An 18525-nucleotide genomic window follows, 5' to 3' on the forward strand; every position below is an offset into this window, starting at 1 on the left:
CCGATACTGGGTGTATCGGGGCGAACCCGACAACGCAGCGAGCGTGCGTGCCAGGCGCCGCGGGGCAGGCGGGAGTTTGACGACAGGTCCTAGGGGGCTCCCTCCGAAGGCCGGAGCGCCGGGGCGGGCCCGTCAAAGGCCCGCCCCGGCGCTCGCGTCCTACCCGCTCGCGTCACACCGTCCAGGCCGGGAGATCCCTGATGGTGACGACGCAGGCGGTGCAGATCCAGCCGGGGCCCTGGGAGACCAGCAGGACGTGTTCGCCGGGGCCGACCTCTGCCGTGCGGACCAGGTGCTCCAGGGAGAGGAAGACGTCCGCACCGCCGACATGACCGATGCCCCTGCCGATGTCGAAGGACGACTTCGACATCGGCAGCCCGAGCGGCGCCATGACCGAGTACTCGATCATCCGGCCGTCCATGTGGATCGGCACGACCTTGGCGAGATCGGAGGCGTTCAGGTCGGCGTCGACCAGGGCCCGGTGGATGATGCCCAGGTCGAAGACGCTCAGCCGCTCCAGCGTCTCCGACAGCGACAGCTCGGTCTCCGCGAACCGGCTGACCCGCTCCGCCATGTCCGCCATCGAAGCGGGCTCCCCGTTCAGCAGCATCGGGCCGTCGCCGCGGTGCCACTTCTCCAGTGAGGGCAGCAGCCCGGCGTGCAGTGACCGCACCTCGGCGAAGCCCTCCTCCGCGCTGAGCAGCGCGGCGGCGCCCCCGTCTCCGAGGAAGTACGACTGGTCGAAGCCCGTCCACCGGTCGAGGTCCGGGCCGGAGAAGTTCTCCCCCGTCGTCAGCAGTACGGCCTCCGTCTGCGCGGCGCCGGTCAGCTGGCCGATGGCCACCTCCAGGGCGCCCAGCATGCCGTTGCAGCCCTGCTGGAGGTAGAGCGCGGAGACACCCTCCAGGCCCAGCTCCCGCTGGATGTACCCGGGAGGATAGGAACCCACGGGACCTTGGTAGGAGACCGCGCTGTGGAGATGCGACCCGATCTCGTCGGGGTCGAACCGCGCACGCTCCAGGGCGTTCCGGGCGGCCGACACCGCGAGGTCGACGGCCGGCACCGCACCGGACACATGGGTTCCGGTGAGTCCGTTCGCCGCCGTCACCTCCGGGCCCAGGCGGCCGTCGGCCACCGCCTGTTCCGCGCTCACCCACTCGTGCAGAGCGACTCCCAGCGAGTTGATGTGGACGTTCTCTACCCTCATGCGGGATGTCTCCGTTTCTGTCCGGCACCGGGGCCGGGCTCAGGCGAGCAGCTGTTCCTTGATGTGCTGGGCCAGTTCGGCGGGTGTCGTGAACTCGAAGGCGACGCCGGGCGCGAGGGTGAGCTCGGTGGCGACGTTCAGGGCGTTGCGGAGGGTGAGCGAGGTCAGGGAGTCGAAGCCGAGCCCGCTCAGTTCCGTCGTCGCGGTCACCGGGTCAGCGGACGGGTGCCCCAGCACGGCCGCGATCTGCTCCCGCACGAGACCGGTCAGCGTCGTGTCGCGTTCCGCGTCGGTCATCGAAGCCAGCAGGTGCCGCAGTTCCGTCGCCTCCGCCGGGGTGTCCCGCGCCGCCCGGCGGTCCGGGGCCGGCAGCAGGGAACGGAGCAGCGCGGGTGCCTCCCCGGCCCTGGCCCGCTCGTGCAGCACACCGAAGTCCAGCCGGGCCGCGACGGTGAGCCCGTGCCCCGGCCCGCACGCCGCGTCGAACAGCTGGAGACCGTGCGCCGGGGGGAGTTCCCCCACCCCCGGCAGCGCCAGCCGTGCCCTGCCCGCGGTGACCAGGTCGCGACCAGCCCAGATGCCCCAGGCGATCGACGTCGCGGGGACTCCCTGGGAGCGTGCCTGGTGGGCGAACGTGTCGAGGAAGGCGTTGGCCGCCGCGTAGCTGCCCTGCCCCGCGCCGCCGAGGACACCCGCGACCGACGAGAACAGCACGAACGCCGACAGGTCCGCGTCCCGGGTCGCCTCCCGCAGCGCGAGCACCGCGTCCACCTTGGGCCGGAGCACCGCGCTCAGCCGGTCGGGCGTCAGGGACGGAAGCACACCGTCGTCGAGCAGGGCGGCGGTGTGCACCACGGCCCGGAGCGGACGGTCGGCCGGGAGCCCCGCCACCAGTTCCGCCAGTGCCTGACCATCCGTCACATCGCAGTCGGCCACGCCGACCTCTGCGCCCAACGCGACCAGTTCCTGCCGGAGTTCGGCCGCGCCCGGCGCACCGAGTCCCTGCCGGCCGATCAGCAGCAGATGCCGTACGCCGTGTTCCACGACCAGGTGACGGGCGACCGCGCTGCCCAGCAGGCCGGTACCGCCGGTCACCAGCACCGTGCCCTCGGCACCGCCGGGGAACGCCGCCGCACCGGCCTCGCTCCCGGGGGAGCGGCGGACCAGTCGCGGCACCCGTACCGCTCGCTTGCGCAGGGCCCACTGCGGCTCGCCGGAACCCACGGCCCTCAGCAGCGCCCGCCAGGCCGGCTTGCCGCCGTCCGTGTCCACCAGCAGGAAACGGCCCGGGAATTCGGTCTGCGCCGAGCGCACCAATCCCCATACCGCGGCGGCCGTGAGGTCGAGCCGGCCGCTCACCCCGACGCCGTCCCAGGCGGGCACCGCACCCCGGGTGAGGAACACCAGCCGGGACCGGTCGAACGCGGGGGTCGTCACCCAGGACCGTGCCCACTCCAGCGCCCGGCGCGTGGTGTCGTGGACGGCACCCGCCAGCTCCGCACCGGTCCGCTCCACGGACGTGTCGGACGCGCAGGTCACCACGACCACCTCGGGCGCACCGGAGGAGTCGCCGACGGCCGCGGCCAGCGCCTCGGGATCGGGGTACGCCTCGGCGTACTGGCCCGCCGACATCAGCCCCGAGCGCACGCCCAGGGAGTCCTCGCCGACGACCGCCCACTTCGCGGGCACCGCGCCGGCCACCGACGCGAGGTCCCTGTCGGTCCACTCGACGCCGAACAGGCCGTCCTGCTGGGCGGCACCCGCCGTGCGGACTCCGCTCCGGGAGACCGTTCGCGGTGTCAGGGACTCCACCGTCAGCACCGGAGCTCCGGTGGCATCCGCCGCCCGTACCGAGAAGGAGCCGTCGGGGAGCGGGCTGATGCGCACCCGCAGCACACCGGCCCCGGAGGCATGCAGGGAAACGCCCTGCCAGGTCCCGGCCCGCCACGGCCCCGCGGGCAGCACGCCGTTGGTCCGCAGCGGCTCCAGCGCCGCGTCCGCCAGGATCGGGTGCAGCCCGAACTCCGCCGCCTCCGGCCGCAGCCGCTCGGGCAGGGCGACCTCGGCGAAGAGCTCGTCACCGCGTCGCCACACGACGGGCGCGACCGGCGCGGCGTCACCCCGGCTGTCCGCCGCTTCCTCGCCGGACCGCACCTCTTCGGCCTCGGCCGGGGGCCACGCCGTCAGGTCCCAACCGGGTGCCGGGCCCTCCTCGGCCAGCGATCCCGTCGCATGGCGGGTCCACGGCCGTCCGAGGCCTTCCTCGCCCCGCCGTGAGTGCACGGACACCGGACGCCTCCCTGCCTCCCCGGGCTCACCGACCGTGACCCGGAGCTGGACGGCCCCGGACTCCGGCAGCACCAGGGGGGCCTGCACCGTCAGCTCCGCCAGCTTCCCGAAGCCCACCTGGTCACCGGCCCTGACGGCCAGTTCGACCAGCACCGGATCGGGCGCCAGCGGGACACCGCCGGCCTCGCGCCGGGCGAGCCAGCCGTACGCGGCCGTCGAGAGCCGTCCCGTGAACAACACCGTGTCGGAGTCGGGGAGTTCGACGGCCGCCCGCAGAAGCGGGTGCTCCCCGCGCACGGCGCCGATGCCCGAGTCGCCGCGGGACCTCCCGGGGGCCGCCTTCAGCCACTGGTGGTGGCCTTGGAAGGGGTAGGTGGGGAGGTCGGGGTGGGGCGGGGTGGTGGCGGGGGCGTGGAGGGGGATGCCGTGGGTGTAGGCGGTGGCGGTGGCGGTGAGCAGGTCGTGGTGGGTGGCGTGGTCGCGGTGGAGGGTGGGGAGGACGGCGCGCGGGGTGGTGCGGGGGAGGCTCTCCTGGAGTGTCTGGTGGAGGGGGAGGGTGAGGACGGGGTGCGGGCTGATTTCCAGGTAGGTGTGGTGGCTGTCGGTGAGGAGGGCTTGGGTGGCGGCGTGGAAGTCGACGGTGTGGCGCAGGTTCTGGTACCAGTACTCGGCGTCGAGTTCGGTGCCCTGGAGGCGGGTGCCGGTGAGGGAGGAGTAGTAGGGGACGGTGGCGGGGCGTGGGGTGAGGGGCGCGAGGTGGTGGAGGAGCTTGTCGTGGAGCTGCTCCATCTGGGGTGAGTGGGAGGCGTAGTCGACGGGGATGCGGCGGGCGCGGATGCGGTGCTGGTCGCAGTGCTGCTGGAGTCGGTCGAGGGCGTGGGGTGTGCCGGAGACGACGGTATGGGCGGGGCTGTTGACGGCGGCGATGTGGGCGTCGAGGCGGAGCGTCGTGATGAGGTCGTGCGCGGTGTCGGGGTCGGTGGCCAGGGAGGTCATGCCGCCGTTGCCGGCGAGGGTGGTGAGGAGTTGGGAGCGGACGGCGGTGATGCGGGCGGCGTCGTGGAGGGTGAGCGCGCCGGCGACGGTGGCGGCGGCGATCTCGCCTTGGGAGTGGCCGAGGACTGCCGCGGGCTGGATGCCGAGGCTCCGGCAGGTGGCGGCGAGGGCGACCATGACGGCCCAGAGGGCGGGTTGGACGACGTCGACGCGGTCGAGGGTGGGCTGGTCGGGCGCGTGGTGGAGGACGCCGGTGAGTGACCAGTCGATGTAGGGGGTGAGGGCCTGTTCGCAGGTGTGGAGGTGGTGGGCGAAGGTGTCGTTGGTGGCGAGGAGGCCGGTGGCCATGCCGTGCCACTGGGAGCCTTGTCCGGGGAAGACGAAGACGGGGTCGGCGAGGGCGGGGCCGGAGTGGGTGAGGGCGGGACCGGTGTGGGTGGGTGTGGTGGGGAGGGTGCGTAGGGCGGTGGCCAGTTCGGTGTGGGTGGTGCCGACGACGGCCGCGCGGTGGTCGAAGACGGTTCGGGAGGCGAGGGTGCGGGTGACGTGGGGGAGGGGGGCTTGCGGGTGTTGATCGAGGAAGCTGGCCAGGCGTTCGGCCTGAGCGTGCAGTGCCCGTTCCTCGCGGGCTGACAGGACCAGGGGCAGGACACCGGAATCGCCGCCACCCCCGTCCAGCGACAGCATGCTGCCGTCCGTGTCCGCACCCTCCGGCGCCGCCGCGGGCCCGTCCGGCGCCTCCTCCAGCACCAGGTGGGCGTTGGTGCCGCTGAGACCGAAGGAGGACACCCCGGCCCGGCGGGGTCCGTGCGCGTCCGGCCAGGGCGTCTGCTCGGTGAGGAGTTCCACGGCGCCGGTGGTCCAGTCGACATGGGGGGACGGCTCGTCGACGTGGAGGGTGCGGGGCAGGACGCCGTGGCGCAGGGCCTGCACCATCTTGATCACTCCGGCCGCCCCGGCCGCGGCCTGGGTGTGCCCGATGTTCGACTTCACCGAACCCAGCCGTAGCGGCCGGTCCTCCGGCCGGTCCCGGCCGTACGTCGCCAGCAGGGCCCGCGCCTCGATCGGGTCGCCCAGCGTCGTCCCCGTCCCGTGCGCCTCGACCGCGTCGACGTCGGCGGCCGACAGACCGGCGTGGGCCAGGGCGGCGCGGATGACGCGCTGCTGGGCGAGACCGTTCGGGGCGGTCAGACCGTTGGAGGCGCCGTCCTGATTGACCGCGGAACCCCGGATGACCGCCAGCACCTGGTGCCCGTTGCGCCGCGCGTCGGACAACCGCTCCAGCAGCAGCAACCCCACGCCCTCGCCCCAGCCGGTGCCGTCCGCCGCCGCGGCGAACGGCTTGCACCGGCCGTCGGGCGCCATGGCGCGCTGGGTGCTGAACGCGGTGAAGGCGCCCGGAGTCGCGATGACGGTCACCCCGCCGGCCAGTGCCAGGGTGCACTCACCCTGCCGCAGCGACTCCGCCGCGAGGTGCAGGGCGACCAGGGAGGACGAGCACGCCGTGTCCACCGTGAGGGCGGGACCCTGCAGTCCCAGGAAGTAGGACAGCCGGCCCGAGAGCACACTGAGCGCGTTGCCCGTCAACAGCACGCCGTCCAGGCCCTTCGGCGCCTCGTGCAGCAGGGTGGAGCCGTACTCCTGCGCCAGCGCGCCGACGAACACACCGGTCGTGCTGCCCTTCAGCGACGTCGGCTCGATACCCGCGCGTTCGAAGGTCTCCCAGGCCGTCTCCAGCAGCAGCCGCTGCTGCGGGTCCATCGCCAGCGCCTCCCGCGGCGAGATCCCGAAGAACGCCGCGTCGAACCGGCCCGCCTCGTCCAGGAACGCCCCCTCCCGCGTGTAGGAGGTGCCGGGCTTGTCGGGGTCCGGGTCGTACAGCGCGTCCAGGTCCCAGCCCCGGTCGGAGGGGAAACCGGTCACGGCGTCGGTCTCCGAGGCCACCAGGTCCCACAGTTCCTGCGGCGAGGTGACGCCCCCGGGATAGCGGCAGCCCATCGCGACGATGGCCACGGGCTCGTCCGGAGCGGCGGGCCCGACGTCCGCGGTGTCGTCGGCCGGGGGCGCGGTGTGCGGCAGTTCGCCCTCCAGGTAGGAGGTCAGGGCGGTCACCGTCGGATAGTCGTAGACGATCGCGGCCGACAGCTGCCGTCCGGTGGCGGCGGACAGCCGGTCGCGCAGGGCCACCGCGGCCAGCGAGGTGAAACCGAACTCGTGCAGCGGCCGGTCCGTCGCCACCTCCTGGGCGGAGCCGAATCCGAGGACCTCGGCGACGGCGGAGCGTACGAGGCCGAGCAGACCCCGGCCGCCGACCGGGGCTCCGTCGGGCGCGGGGGCGAGCGCCGTGGCGGAGGCCTCCGGCGCGCCGGTGCCCTCCGTGCGGTCCGCGCCGTCCGTGGGGGAGGGCGGGTCCGGGCGGAGACCGGCCGAGGGGCTGACGGCCAGCAGCTCGCCGGGACGTTCCACCAGGAGCCGACGGACGATCTTGCCCGCCGCGTTGCGGGGGATCTCGGCGACGCTGCGGAACTCCTCGGGCACCTTGAAGTAGGACAGCTCCCGTCGGCAGGCCTCCAGGAGCAGCCCCGCGTCGATGCCTTCGGGCCCCGGGACGACATGGGCGACCGGCACTTCGCCGAGCACCTCGTGCGGCCGGCCGGCCACCGCGGCGTCGTGCACTCCGGGCACCCGCGTCAGGACCTCTTCGATCTCCCGCGGATGGATGTTCTCGCCGCCACGGATGATGAGTTCCCTGGCCCGGCCGGTGAGGGTGAGGAAGCCCGCCGCGTCCTGGCGGGCGAGGTCCCCGGTGCGGTACCAGCCGTCGAAGAGCACCGCCCGGGTCTCCTCCGGCTGGTTGTGGTAGCCGAGCATCAGCGCCGGGCTGCTGACCCACACCTCGCCCTCGTCGCCCGCGGCGACCTCCACCCCGGTCCGGGGATCGGTCAGCCGCACGGTGAGCCCGGGCACCGGCTGCCCGCAGGAGCCCGGCATCTTGGGCCCGCCCGGGACGTGCGTGGTGATCGCACCACCGGTCTCGGTGCTTCCGTAACTGTCGAGCAGACGGACGCCGAAGGTGTCCTCGAAGGCCTCGTGCAGGCCGGCCGGGGAGGCCGAACCGGCCGCCAAGCAGAACCGCAGGAAGGGGAGTCCGGCACCCTTCTCCCGCCCGGCCTCCAGCATGCGGTGCAACAGGGTCGGCACGGCCACCAGGAAGGTGGACCGGTCCTCCTGTGCCGCCCGCAGGATCTCGTCGGCCGCCGCGCCCACCATGAGGCGTGCCGTGGCGCCGACAGCCAGCACGCCCAGGAACCCGACGCTGTGGGACACGGCGTGGAACAACGGCATCGGCCACAGCACCCGGTCCTCCGGGCCCAGGCCGAACAGGGGCACGGTGCAGGACGCGGTGGCCCACAGCGAGGACTGCTGCGTCGACACCACACCCTTGGGACGCCCCGTGGTGCCCGAGGTGTAGAGCATCCAGGCAGGCTCGGCCAGGCCGAGGTCGTCGCGCGCCGTGCTCTCCGGCTCGGTGCTCGCGAGCGTCTCGAACCGCAGTGCTCCGTCCGGCACTTCGGCGGCCGCTCCGACCACCACGACGGTTCCGGCCGACGCCGCCCGTCCGGTGACTTCGAGCACCTGCTCCGCCTGGGCGGCACCACTGATGACCAGGACGGCCCCGCTGTCGTCGAGATGATGGGCGAACTCGGCATCGGTCGACTGCGGATTGAGCGGTACGCCGACGGCACCGGCCCGGGCCACGGCCGCGTAGCTCTCCATCATCTCGACGCGGTTGCCCATCCGCAGCAGCACCCGGTCACCGCGTGCCACTCCCAGGTCCGCGAGGTGTCCGGCCAGCCTGCGCGTACGCTCCTCCAGATCCCGGTAGGTCACGGACCGCTGTGCGTCCCGGAACGCGGTCTTCTCCGGAAAGCGACGGGCGTTGCGTGAAAGCAGTTCATGCAGCGGCCGGATCAGCTCATTGCGCAACGTGTCACTCACGCTTCTCGGATTCCAATCAACATGGGGAACGGAGACGCGGTGCCGCCGACAACCAGGGCGGAGCCGCTCCAGGCGCTGCCATCGCCGCTCGGACCCGGGCACCCGGAAGTGCTGGAACCTGCCGGCGGGGGGCCAGTATGACCAGATCCCCTCTAGGGGAATCCCTCGCGATACCCACGGAAGCGGTGCGCGGCGCGGACCACGACGAGTGGGGGCGCCGTGTCATGGCCCCACATGGGCCGTTCGCCCGTCACCCGGCGCCAAGGGCGCCCGGAACTGCCCGGCGTCCCTTCTCAGCGTTCCAGATGACGCGCATATCTGCTGGTCACGACTGGTTCAGACGTTCCCGAATCCCGGACTGCCCGCCGCTGGTGGCGACTGGGACGGGTCGTGCCGCAGGCTCGATCCGCCTCGGCAACGCACCAGCCGGACCACCGAGGCACGCGCCACAGCGCAGCACGGCCGAAGCGGCCGAATGCCGCTGCCCCGCCCGGGCGTTGACCCGACGAAGAGACCTTGGAGTGCCCTGGTGGCCTTACGGATAGCGATCACCGCCGAGCCCATACCTTCGCATGTCTCCGCGCTGGACTACGTCACCTGCCCGGCCCTTGAACAGGGCCACCAGGTCACGCTCCACGCCCCTGCCATGTTCCGCCGCGAAGCCCGGCGACGCGGGGTGGGATTCTCCGCCGCCGGTACGGACTGGACGTGCGATCCCGGCGTCCAGCAGGCGGCGAGCGAGGTCTGGCAGAGGCACGGAAACGCCCCCTTCAACCGGTACGTCTTCGGCCACCTCTGGCCCGGACAGGCCGAGACGAAGGCCCATGACCTGCTCACCGCGTGGACACAGGAGCGGCCCGATCTGGTGATAGCCGAGTGCAGCGACCTCGGCGCGCACCTCGCGGCCAGGGCCTTGCAACTGCCCCTGCTCGCAGCGGACAACGGCCTCGGGCCGGTGCTCCTGGACCTCTGGGACACCCATATCGCGCCCGCGCTGCTGCCCCTCTACAAGCAGTACGAGCAGGACACCCCAACGCTCCCTCCGATGCTCACGCCCGCGCCGGTCCACTGGTTCCACACGACGCCGCCGCCCTCGGCGCGCGCGGTCCGACGCACCGTCGCGGACTTCCGCACCACCCTCCCCGAGGGGCTGGACCGTGACCTCTCCCTGCGCCCGGCGCGCCCGCTCGTCTACGTGAGCCTCGGCACCCTGACCACCGCGATGTCCGGCCTGCGTACCGTCGTCGAGAACGCGTACCGGGAGATCATGGCCGCACTCCGCGCGCTCGACTGCGACGCGATCGTGTCCGCGGGAGACCTCGCGCAGCACCTGCCGAGTGCGAGCCCGCACCTCACGGTCGTCGCGCATGCCCCGCAGCCCGCGCTGCTGCACCGGGCCGATCTGTTCGTGACGCACGGTGGCCGGGCATCCCTGCTCGACGCGGTGCAGGGCGCAACGCCCGTCCTGGGCCTGGGTGTTCTCGCCGATCAGCCCGACAACACCGCCGCGTTCGCCCGCCGCGGCCTGGGCCGGGCGCTGGACGTCACCGCGAGCCGCGGCGAGATCGCCGACGCCCTGACGGCACTCCTGGGCACCCCGCGCTACGGTGCCGCCATGCGCGCGGCCGCCGCCGAGCTGTCCCGGCTGCCGGCCCTGAACCTCACGGACGTACGGGACAGCCTCCACCGAGCGTGTTAACCGCCGGCCTTGCGGAACACCCGCGCGCCGAGGAGGACCGAGACCGCGGCGAGTGCCGCCGCCATCAGTGCGCCGCGGATCATCGCGGTGCTGCCGTACTGGCCGAGGAACGCGGCCCGGACCGCTTCCACCAGGTAGCGCAGCGGCACGAAGCGCGAGATCACGTCCAGCCACCGGGGCGCGAGCGCCATCGGCAGCAGGATGCCGGAGAGCAGCATGACCGGCAGGTTGACGGTGTTGATCACGGGAGCGAACCCTTCGGGGGACTCCAGCCGCATGGCCAGCGCATAGGACAGCGAAGCCAGCGCCACCGTGAGCACCGCGACGAACAGAAAGGCGATGAGGACACCGAGCACCGGGGCGCGCAACCCCATCGTCACGCCCGCGAGCACCAGGAGCAGTGACTGGGCGAGCAGCTTCACCACATCGCACAGCACCCGCCCCATCAGCAGCGCCACCCGGCTGACCGGGGTGACCTGCATCCGCTCGATCACACCGTTCTGCTTCTCGATCAGAATGCCGAAGCCGGCGAAGGCCGCGCTGAACAGGCCGAGTTGCACCAGAAGCCCCGGCACCAGCGTCTGCCAGGCGTCGCCACCGGTACCGAGCGGAATCCGGGTCAGGAGTGGACCGAAGAAGAACAGCATGAGCAGCGGCATGAGGACACCCACCACCAGGCTGATCTTGGCGCGCATCGTCTCTCGCAGATAGCGCCCGAAGATCAGGCGGGTGTCGGCGAGGACGTCGGCCGGGCCGGAGGCCTTCCTTCTCGTCCTGGCCGCGTGGCGTCGGGATGGACCCTCCGTGGGCTCGGATGCCGTCCTCACCGAGGACGTGGTGGGGGACGGGTGCGGCACGTCAGCCTCCGTGGGGAGCGGGTGGTCAGATGGCGACCGGGACGTCGGGAGCGAGGGGGTGGTGCCCCGTGATGGCGAGAAAGGCCTCGCGGAGGCTGGCTGCCTCGGAGCCCGTGTAGCGGAGTTTCAGATCCTGCGGGGTGCCCTCGGCGGCGACCAGGCCGCCGTCGACGATGACGAGCCGGTCGGAGAGGACGTCCGCCTCGTCGAGATAGTGCGTGGTCAGGAAGACCGTGGTGCCCTCGGCACGGATGCGCCGCACCAGATCCCACACGTCGGAGCGGCTTCCGGGGTCGAGCCCGGTCGTCGGCTCGTCGAGGAACAGCAGCCTGGGCCGGTGGGTCAGGCCCAGCGCGATGTCGAGGCGGCGGCGCTGGCCGCCGGAGAGCGACCGGGTGGGCCGGTCGAGGAGGTCGGCGAGATCGAGATCCTCGGCGAGTTCCCGGGCACGGTTCTTGGCCTCGGTCTTGCTGAGCCGGTACAGCCGGCCCTGGGTGATCAGTTCCTCCCGCACGCTGACGGCCGGGTCGACCCCACTCGCCTGGGCGACATAGCCGATACACCTGCGCACCCCGCCCGGGTCGCCGGCCAGATCGTGCCCGGCGACGGTGGCGCTTCCCCCGGTGGGGGGCAGCAACGTGGTGAGCATGCGCATCGTGGTGGTCTTGCCGGCGCCGTTGGGGCCGAGAAAGCCGAGGATCTCGCCCTCGGACACGGTGAGGTCGATGCCCCGCACCGCCTCGACCGGACCCTTCTTGGTCGTGAAGGTGCGGGAGAGCCCCTCGGCGTGGATGATCGGGGTCGTCATGGCGGCCTCCTGCCTTGCGGATGGGTATCTCGTCCGGTGCCCCGCGCACCCCTGTGACCCCCGGCCGCGGCCGTGTCCCGCGGGGTCACCGGAAGCGGCGCGGGCCCCGGGGTCAGTCGGCGTTCCGGGCCGGGAGCGACTGGTCCGCGTACACGGTGTCCCACATGGCCCGCATCGACTCCCCGATGCTGAACCGGGGGTGCCAGCCGAGGAGTCGGGCGGCGCGGGAGATGTCGACCCGGACCCAGTCGGCACCCCTGCTGTGTACCTCACCGCGCCGCTCGCGGATCGTCTCCGGCGGCAACCCGGCGGCCGTGACGAGTTCGTCCACCAGCTTCCGTACGCCCATCGCCTGGCCACAGCCGATGTTGACCAGGGGGTCGGCGCGCGTGATCCGGGCCGCCCTGACCACGGCGTCCGCGGCGTCCCGGACATCGACGTAGTCACGCCGGGCGTCGGCGATGGTCAGCTCGATGCCCGCGGCCACGTCGACCCCGCGCAGCCGGACCGCCAGGGAACCGAAGAAGCTCTCCAGCGCGGGGTGCGGCCCCAGGGTGTTGGCCACCCGCAGGACCACGCCGTCGAGTGTGCCGTTCCGGACGGCGTCGAGGACCATCTGCGAGGCGGTGAGCTTCGTCGTGCCATAGGGGTTCGCCGGAGCCGGTGTGATGCCCTCGTGGATCGACGTGCCGAAGGGGACCGGCCCGTACTCGTGGACGGTGCCCAGGTGGACCAGCCGGGGAGGGCGCGGCAGCAGCGACAGCGCGCCGAGGAGCCGTTCCACCAACTGCACGTTGGTGCGGTGCAGTTCGTCCCCCCAGCCGAGGGTGGCGTTGACCACGGCGTCGATGTTCTCCCCGGCCAGCACCCGGGCGAACTCCTCGCTGGTGCTGCCCGCGACATCGAGGGACTGGAACCGGTGCGCGGCGATGCGTGGCGCGGGCCGCCGGGCGATCGCGAGGACTTCGCTCCCCTCGGCCGCGAAGGCGGCGCAGATGTGCCGGCCCATACACCCGGTGGCCCCCAGCACGGCGACACGAAGGGAACCAGGGGCCGGGCCCGACGGTGCCACGGTGTCCTCCTCATCAGTCACGGAGCGCGACCCCCGACTGGTCGGGGCACACCGCCCGTTCGGCGGCCGGCCCGTTCGGCAGGCGGTCGGCGTACTGCGGCAGCAGGCCCTGGGCCTCGGCCTCCGCCAGACTGGGCGCGCCGGTGTCCCGCGCGGACAGGCGGAACTCCACACCGGGTGGCCAGGGCAGCCCGATCGCGGGGTCGAACGGGTCGATCGCGTGCTCCAGCTCTGCCCGGTACGCACTGCTCACGAGGTACGACATGATCGTGTCGTCCTCCAGCGCCAGGAAGGCGTGGGCGAGCCCGTCGGGGATGTACACGGCCCGGCAGGACTCGGAGTCCAGCGTGACGAGGTCCCACTGGCCGAAGGTGGGCGACCCCACCCGGATGTCCACGACGGCGTCCAGCGCCTGCCCCCGTGCGCAGTAGACGTACTTGACCTGACCCGGGGGATTCGCCGTGAAGTGGAGCCCCCGCAGCACACCCTTGGCCGACCTGCTGTGGTTGGTCTGCGCCACGGGGAACCGGTGGCCGACCGCCGCGACGAACGCCTCGTCCTGCAACGGCGAGAAGAACAGTCCGCGGTGGTCGGCGTGGACGTCGGGGGTGAACTCGAATCCGCCGCCGACGGCGAGCTTTCGGGTACGCATCACGGATCACCTGCCCGCGGCGTCGTGCGCGGACGGCGCCGCGGGCCGTGTCCCGGGCCGCCGCTGCCGGATCGGTTCGGTGCGCCTCATGTCACTCACGTTGTCGCGCTCCCACCACGTTCGGAAACAGGTTCTTGCTTGCGGGGGCAGGCACAGCTCGTCGCGTACCGCGCACGGCCGGGTGTGCCGACCGGGGGGACGGGCTGATCCCGGCTGTGTCTGCCTCAGTATGGGTCGCACCCATGTGGAAGATTCCCTAGTGCCGGAGCCGGCGGGGCCCTGCCGGACGGCGGCGGGACGGTCAGACGACGGAGAGCTCGGGCAGCGGGAAGACCAGCTTGCCGCCGTCGGCCAGGAAGGCGCTCTCCCGCTCCATGAAGCCCTCCCGGTAGATCCAGGGGAGCACCAGCAGCTGGTCGGGGCGCCGGGACTTGGCCTCCTCCTCCGACACGATGGGGATGCCCGAACCGGGCGTGAAGCAGCCGGACTTGTCCGCGTTGGGCTCGCCGATGCAGGGCAGGTCTTCCTCGGTGAGCCCGCAGAACTGCAGGATGACATTGCCCTTGGTCGAAGCGCCGTACCCGAGGGTCACCTTGCCCGCCTTGCGCGAGTCGTCGAGGAAGTCCCGAAGGCGGTCGCGGTAGTCATGGACGCGCTTGGCGAACGCCTCGAACGGGGCCATGGTGTCCAGCCCGAGGGCGGTCTCCCTGGCGCGGACGGCGGCCAGGCCCGCCTCGTCCACGGGGTAGCGGCCGGGCCGCTTGGCGAGGGTCACACAGAGGCTGCCGCCGTACACCTCGGTCAGCTCGGCCTGGAGGACGGTGAATCCGACGCGCTCGGCCATCCACTCGATCTGCGCCAGCGCGTAGTACTCCAGGTGCTCATGGCACACCACGTCGTAGGCGGTGCCTTCGAGCATCGCCGGCAGATAGCTCTGCTCCATCACCCAGACACCGTCGTCGTCGAGGACGTCGTACACGTCCTGCATGAACGCCATCGGCCGCGGCAGGTCGTAGAACATCGCGATGGAGGTGACGACCTTCGCCCGGCGCGAGCCGAAGCGTTCGGTGAACTGCTCGCGGGAGAAGAAGTCGGGGATCAGCTCGGCGTCCGGCGGGTAGTGCTCGCGGAACTTCGGCCCGGTCGGGTCGATGCCGACCAGTGTCGGGCCGGGAGTCGGATAGCCGCGCAGCAGCGTGGAGTCATTGCTGCCGATGTCCACCACCAGATCGCCCGGACCGGGGGCGACGAGTTCGGTGATCGCCGCGACCTTGTGGTGGAGATGCTGGACCATGAACGGGCGTATGCCGGAGCGGTAGCCGTAGTTGTCCCCGTACATCAGCCCGAAGTCGGCGGTGTGGCGGAGCTGCACGAGGCCGCAGCCGTCCGGTGAGCACTTGACCAGCTCCAGGGGGACCGTGGGCACCGCCTCGTCCCGGGTACGGGGAAAGATGCCGGTGAGGGCCTGTGGGCCCAGGTCGAGAACCGGCAGCAGGGTGCGGTTGCCGCAGACACGGCAGTCATCGATGATCATGGATTCTCCAGGTCGCGTTCCACATCGGCTGGACCGGATCGGAACCGGCGCCGTGATCCCACGCCAGGCGCGGTGAGCCCCGCCAGGTATCTGCCGGCGACCTTAATGCCGGCGTCCAGGGGCATCGCGACTCCGGATCACAATTCTGGGAAATGCTCCAGAACCCGCGTGCCGAGGCCACCGCGCCGACGGGCCGGCCGGCCGCCGCTGCGTCCCTGGTCAGGCCCGGCTGTGCCACCACTGCCCCGGCGCGGACGGGGCGGCTTCGCCGCTGTGTTGTTGCTTGACGGCGCAACACGGCAGGGAACAGAGTCGGTCGAGCTCCAGAGGCGCGGACTCCTCGGAGAGCTACCCGATCCGGCACGGGCGGGCGGCAACGGACGACTCAAGGAGCAGCGGTGGCTGCACTGCCTGAAGAGACCGAGTTGGCACAGGACAGCAATCGGAGGGAGGAGACCGCAGCCCGCCGGCAGTTCGCGGTGACATTGCTCTGCGATGTCGTCCTTCCCGTGGGGCTCTACTACGTGCTGCGCGGCGCGGGCTCCAGTGAACTGGTGTCGCTGCTGGTCAGCGCCGCCGCGCCGGCCCTCAGCACCGGATACTCCATCGTCAGACAGCGCAGGGTCGACAGCGTCGGCGTCTTCGTGCTCGCCATCCTCGTGCTCGCCGGGCTCGGTTCCCTCATCTCCGGCAGTCCGCGCCTGGCCCTGGCGAGAGGCGGCTGGTTCACCGGGCTGATCGCGCTGTGGATTCTCGGGACGCTCTACACCTCCCGTCCGTTCGCCTACCGGGCACTCAAGAGTCTGCTCCCGGGCAAGTCGCAGACGCTGGAAGGGTATTGGCAGGACGATCCGCAGTTCCGGCGTACCTGGCGCGGCCTGACGGTGCTGTGGGGATGCGGGCTGCTGGTCGACGCGGCGCTCCGGGTGGTCATGGCGTACGCCCTGCCCGTCGATTCGGTGCCGGCGCTCGACGGTGCGCTCTACGTCGTGACCTACCTCGTACTTCAGGTGATCACGCACATCGTCCTGCACCGGACCGGTGTGTTCCGGCTGCTCTTCCCCGGACGGGGGAGGAGGAAGCCGGGGGCCGGATCACCGGCAGACTCGGAGACGAACGACAACGGGACGGCCGGAGCGGAGCAGCCGCCCGGCCGGTGACCGCTCACGGCGCACCGCGCCGCGTGACCGCGCCGACCCCGGGTGCGCCGCTGCGCCACCGGCCCGGTTCCCCCACACCTGAGAACCGGGGAAACGCCCAGACTTCCGTCCCATCGGGCCGACAGGCCTTGTGCCGGTGGTCCGGGCCCACTGGATAGTGGCGGCAGCAAGTGTTTCCCGGTCCGCTCGGACAACGGTGCCGGCCCTGGGGCCGGACCGGTCCACGGAAAGGATCAGAACGATGAGTTCACCCACTGCGGACGACGGCCTGTGGTGCCGGCGTTTCCACCCCGCCCCGGACGCGGGCCGGCGCCTGGTGTGCTTCCCGCACGCCGGTGGTTCCGCGAGCTTCTATCATCCCGTCTCGGCCGCGCTCAGCCCCGGCGTGGACGTGATCGCCGTGCAGTACCCCGGGCGGCAGGACCGCCGCCGGGAACCGGCGATCGACGACATCCGCCTCCTGGCGGACCGGATCGCCCAGGCGCTGGGCGCCTGGTCCGACCGGCCGTTGACCTTCTTCGGCCACAGCATGGGCGCGCTGGTGGCCTTCGAGGTGGCACGGCGGCTGGAACGCGACGGGGACGGCCCCGTGCGGCTGTTCGCCTCCGGGCGCAGGGCGCCGTCCGCGTACCGCGACGAGCAGGTGCACCGGCGGGACGACGACGGCCTCGTCGCCGAACTCCGGGCGCTGAGCGGAACCGACTCACGGCTCCTCGACGACGACGAGATGCTGCGGATGGTGCTGCCCGCGCTCCGCAACGACTACAAGGCGGTCGAGACCTACCGGAGCGAGCCCGCGGCCGTCGTGCGCTGCCCTGTCACCGTCCTCGTCGGGGACGAGGACCCCAAGACCACCCTCGACGAAGCCGGGGCCTGGGACACGCACACCACCGGCGGCTTCGACCTGCGGGTCTTTCCCGGCGGGCACTTCTACCTGGCCGACCGGCCGGACGAGGTGATGACCGTGCTCAGCGACCACTTCACCGCTGCGGCTCTCCCTCACCATGCGTAGGGGGCGCCGCGCCGTCCCGACCGAGCCACCCTGGAGCCCTGACAGACATGTCTGAACCGCTACTCACCGCGCAGGCCACGCCCGCACCGCGCACCGGGCGACGGCCCAGGGTCGGTCACATCGACTTCCTCAACTGCCTGCCGCTGTTCTGGGGGCTGGCCAGGAGCGGCAGTCTGCTCGACCTGGACCTGAGGAAGGGCAGCCCGGACACCCTGAGCGACGCACTCGTCGCCGGCACGCTCGACATCGGGCCGATCAGCCTCCTCGAATTCCTCAAGCACGCCGACGACCTGGTGGCGCTGCCGGACATCGCCGTGGGCAGCGACGGCCCCGTGGAGTCCTGCCTGATCGTCAGCCAGGTCCCGCTGGACCAGCTGGACGGCGAACCCGTCGCACTCGGCTCCACCAGCCGGACATCGGTCCGGCTCGCCGAGCTGCTGTTCGCGGAGTCGGTCGGCGTCCAGCCCGAGTACTTCGTCTGCGCCCCGGACCTCGCGGCCATGATGCAACAGGCACGAGCGGCCGTCGTCATCGGTGACGCCGCCCTGCGGGCCTCCCTGCACGAGGCGCCCCGGCTCGGTCTGCAGGTGCACGACCTGGGCCGGATGTGGCGCGACCTGACCGGACTGCCCTTCGTCTTCGCCGTCTTCGCCGCCCGCAAGGACTACCTCGCCAGGGAGCCGGAGACCGTCCACCGCGTCCACGCCGACCTGCTGGCGTCCCGTGACCTGTCCCTCGCCGCGGTCAAGGAGGTCTGTGAACAGGCCGCCCGGTGGGAGGCGTTCGAGGCCCGGACGCTGGAGCACTACTACACCACCGCCCTCGACTTCAGCCTCGGTGAGCGGCAGCTCGCCGGAATCACGGAGTTCGCCCGCAGGGTGGGCGGCGGACCGGCCGGCTTCCCGCCGGACGTCCGCGTCCAGCTGCTGGGCAGCGAAGCCATCAGCATGTGACCTCACCAGCAACAAGCCCGAAGCACACCCGGAAAGGCCGTCGACATGCCCCGACCGTCCGAAGCCACCGACCGTGGCCTCCAGTCCGTACTGGACCGTGCCGCCGAGGGCGGCAGGGTGACCCCCGAAGAGGCGCTGGACCTCTACCGTTTCGCTCCGCTGCACGCGCTGGGCAGCGTGGCCGACACGATCCGCCGCCGCCGCTACGCCGGCACCGAGCACATCGCGACGTACATCATCGAGCGCAACATCAACTACACCAACGTGTGTGTGACGGCCTGCCGGTT

General features: G+C 72.1%; 11 protein-coding genes and 1 pseudogene. 5 read left to right on the forward strand and 7 right to left on the reverse strand.

Annotated elements, in window-relative coordinates; translation table 11 throughout:
* Window positions 1-172: 172 nt before the first annotated feature.
* Window positions 173-1207: a ketoacyl-ACP synthase III family protein gene (locus tag ACWC9R_RS35220; protein WP_450737768.1), complete on the reverse strand. Its 1035-nt coding sequence runs from the start codon at window positions 1205-1207 to the stop codon at window positions 173-175.
* 39 nt (window positions 1208-1246) lie between these two features.
* The gene (locus ACWC9R_RS35225; protein WP_450737770.1) at window positions 1247-8491 is read right to left on the reverse strand and encodes a type I polyketide synthase; all 7245 of its coding nucleotides are present in this window, start codon (window positions 8489-8491) and stop codon (window positions 1247-1249) included.
* 529 nt (window positions 8492-9020) lie between these two features.
* Here ACWC9R_RS35225 and ACWC9R_RS35230 point away from each other — a divergent pair.
* Window positions 9021-10190, forward strand: coding sequence for a glycosyltransferase (locus ACWC9R_RS35230; protein ID WP_450737772.1), 1170 nt, complete (start codon window positions 9021-9023; stop codon window positions 10188-10190).
* Here the strand turns inward: ACWC9R_RS35230 and ACWC9R_RS35235 are convergent.
* From ACWC9R_RS35235 to ACWC9R_RS35255, 5 genes are all read right to left on the reverse strand, one after another.
* Complete coding sequence (locus tag ACWC9R_RS35235) at window positions 10187-10915, reverse strand: ABC transporter permease (protein WP_450737785.1); 729 nt, start codon at window positions 10913-10915, stop codon at window positions 10187-10189. The genes ACWC9R_RS35230 and ACWC9R_RS35235 overlap by 4 nt on opposite strands.
* Window positions 10916-11072: 157 nt before the next feature.
* Complete coding sequence (locus tag ACWC9R_RS35240) at window positions 11073-11855, reverse strand: ABC transporter ATP-binding protein (protein WP_450737773.1); 783 nt, start codon at window positions 11853-11855, stop codon at window positions 11073-11075.
* Between the two features lie 112 nt (window positions 11856-11967).
* Window positions 11968-12948 (reverse strand): NAD-dependent epimerase/dehydratase family protein, encoded by a 981-nt coding sequence (locus ACWC9R_RS35245; protein WP_450737775.1) that lies wholly within the window; start codon window positions 12946-12948, stop codon window positions 11968-11970.
* Entirely contained in the window at window positions 12941-13579 is a 639-nt protein-coding gene (locus ACWC9R_RS35250; RefSeq protein ID WP_450737777.1) for a dTDP-4-dehydrorhamnose 3,5-epimerase family protein, read from the reverse strand. Before ACWC9R_RS35250 ends, ACWC9R_RS35245 begins: the two co-directional genes overlap by 8 nt.
* A gap of 301 nt (window positions 13580-13880) precedes the next feature.
* The gene (locus tag ACWC9R_RS35255; protein ID WP_450737779.1) at window positions 13881-15113 is read right to left on the reverse strand and encodes a class I SAM-dependent methyltransferase; all 1233 of its coding nucleotides are present in this window, start codon (window positions 15111-15113) and stop codon (window positions 13881-13883) included.
* Between the two features lie 398 nt (window positions 15114-15511).
* Here ACWC9R_RS35255 and ACWC9R_RS35260 point away from each other — a divergent pair, with 398 nt between their 5' ends.
* The 4 genes and pseudogenes from ACWC9R_RS35260 to ACWC9R_RS35275 all read left to right on the forward strand — a co-directional run.
* The gene (locus tag ACWC9R_RS35260) at window positions 15512-16273 is read left to right on the forward strand and encodes a VC0807 family protein (RefSeq protein ID WP_450737781.1); all 762 of its coding nucleotides are present in this window, start codon (window positions 15512-15514) and stop codon (window positions 16271-16273) included.
* A gap of 241 nt (window positions 16274-16514) precedes the next feature.
* Window positions 16515-17285, forward strand: a complete 771-nt coding sequence (locus tag ACWC9R_RS35265; RefSeq protein ID WP_450737782.1) for a thioesterase II family protein — start codon at window positions 16515-16517, stop codon at window positions 17283-17285.
* Window positions 17286-17332: 47 nt separating this feature from the next.
* Window positions 17333-18238, forward strand: a complete 906-nt coding sequence (locus tag ACWC9R_RS35270; protein WP_450737783.1) for a menaquinone biosynthetic enzyme MqnA/MqnD family protein — start codon at window positions 17333-17335, stop codon at window positions 18236-18238.
* Window positions 18239-18283: 45 nt separating this feature from the next.
* A pseudogene (locus tag ACWC9R_RS35275) lies at window positions 18284-18525 on the forward strand (dehypoxanthine futalosine cyclase); the annotation flags it as partial.

It is taken from the genome of Streptomyces sp. NPDC001219, assembly GCF_053597915.1.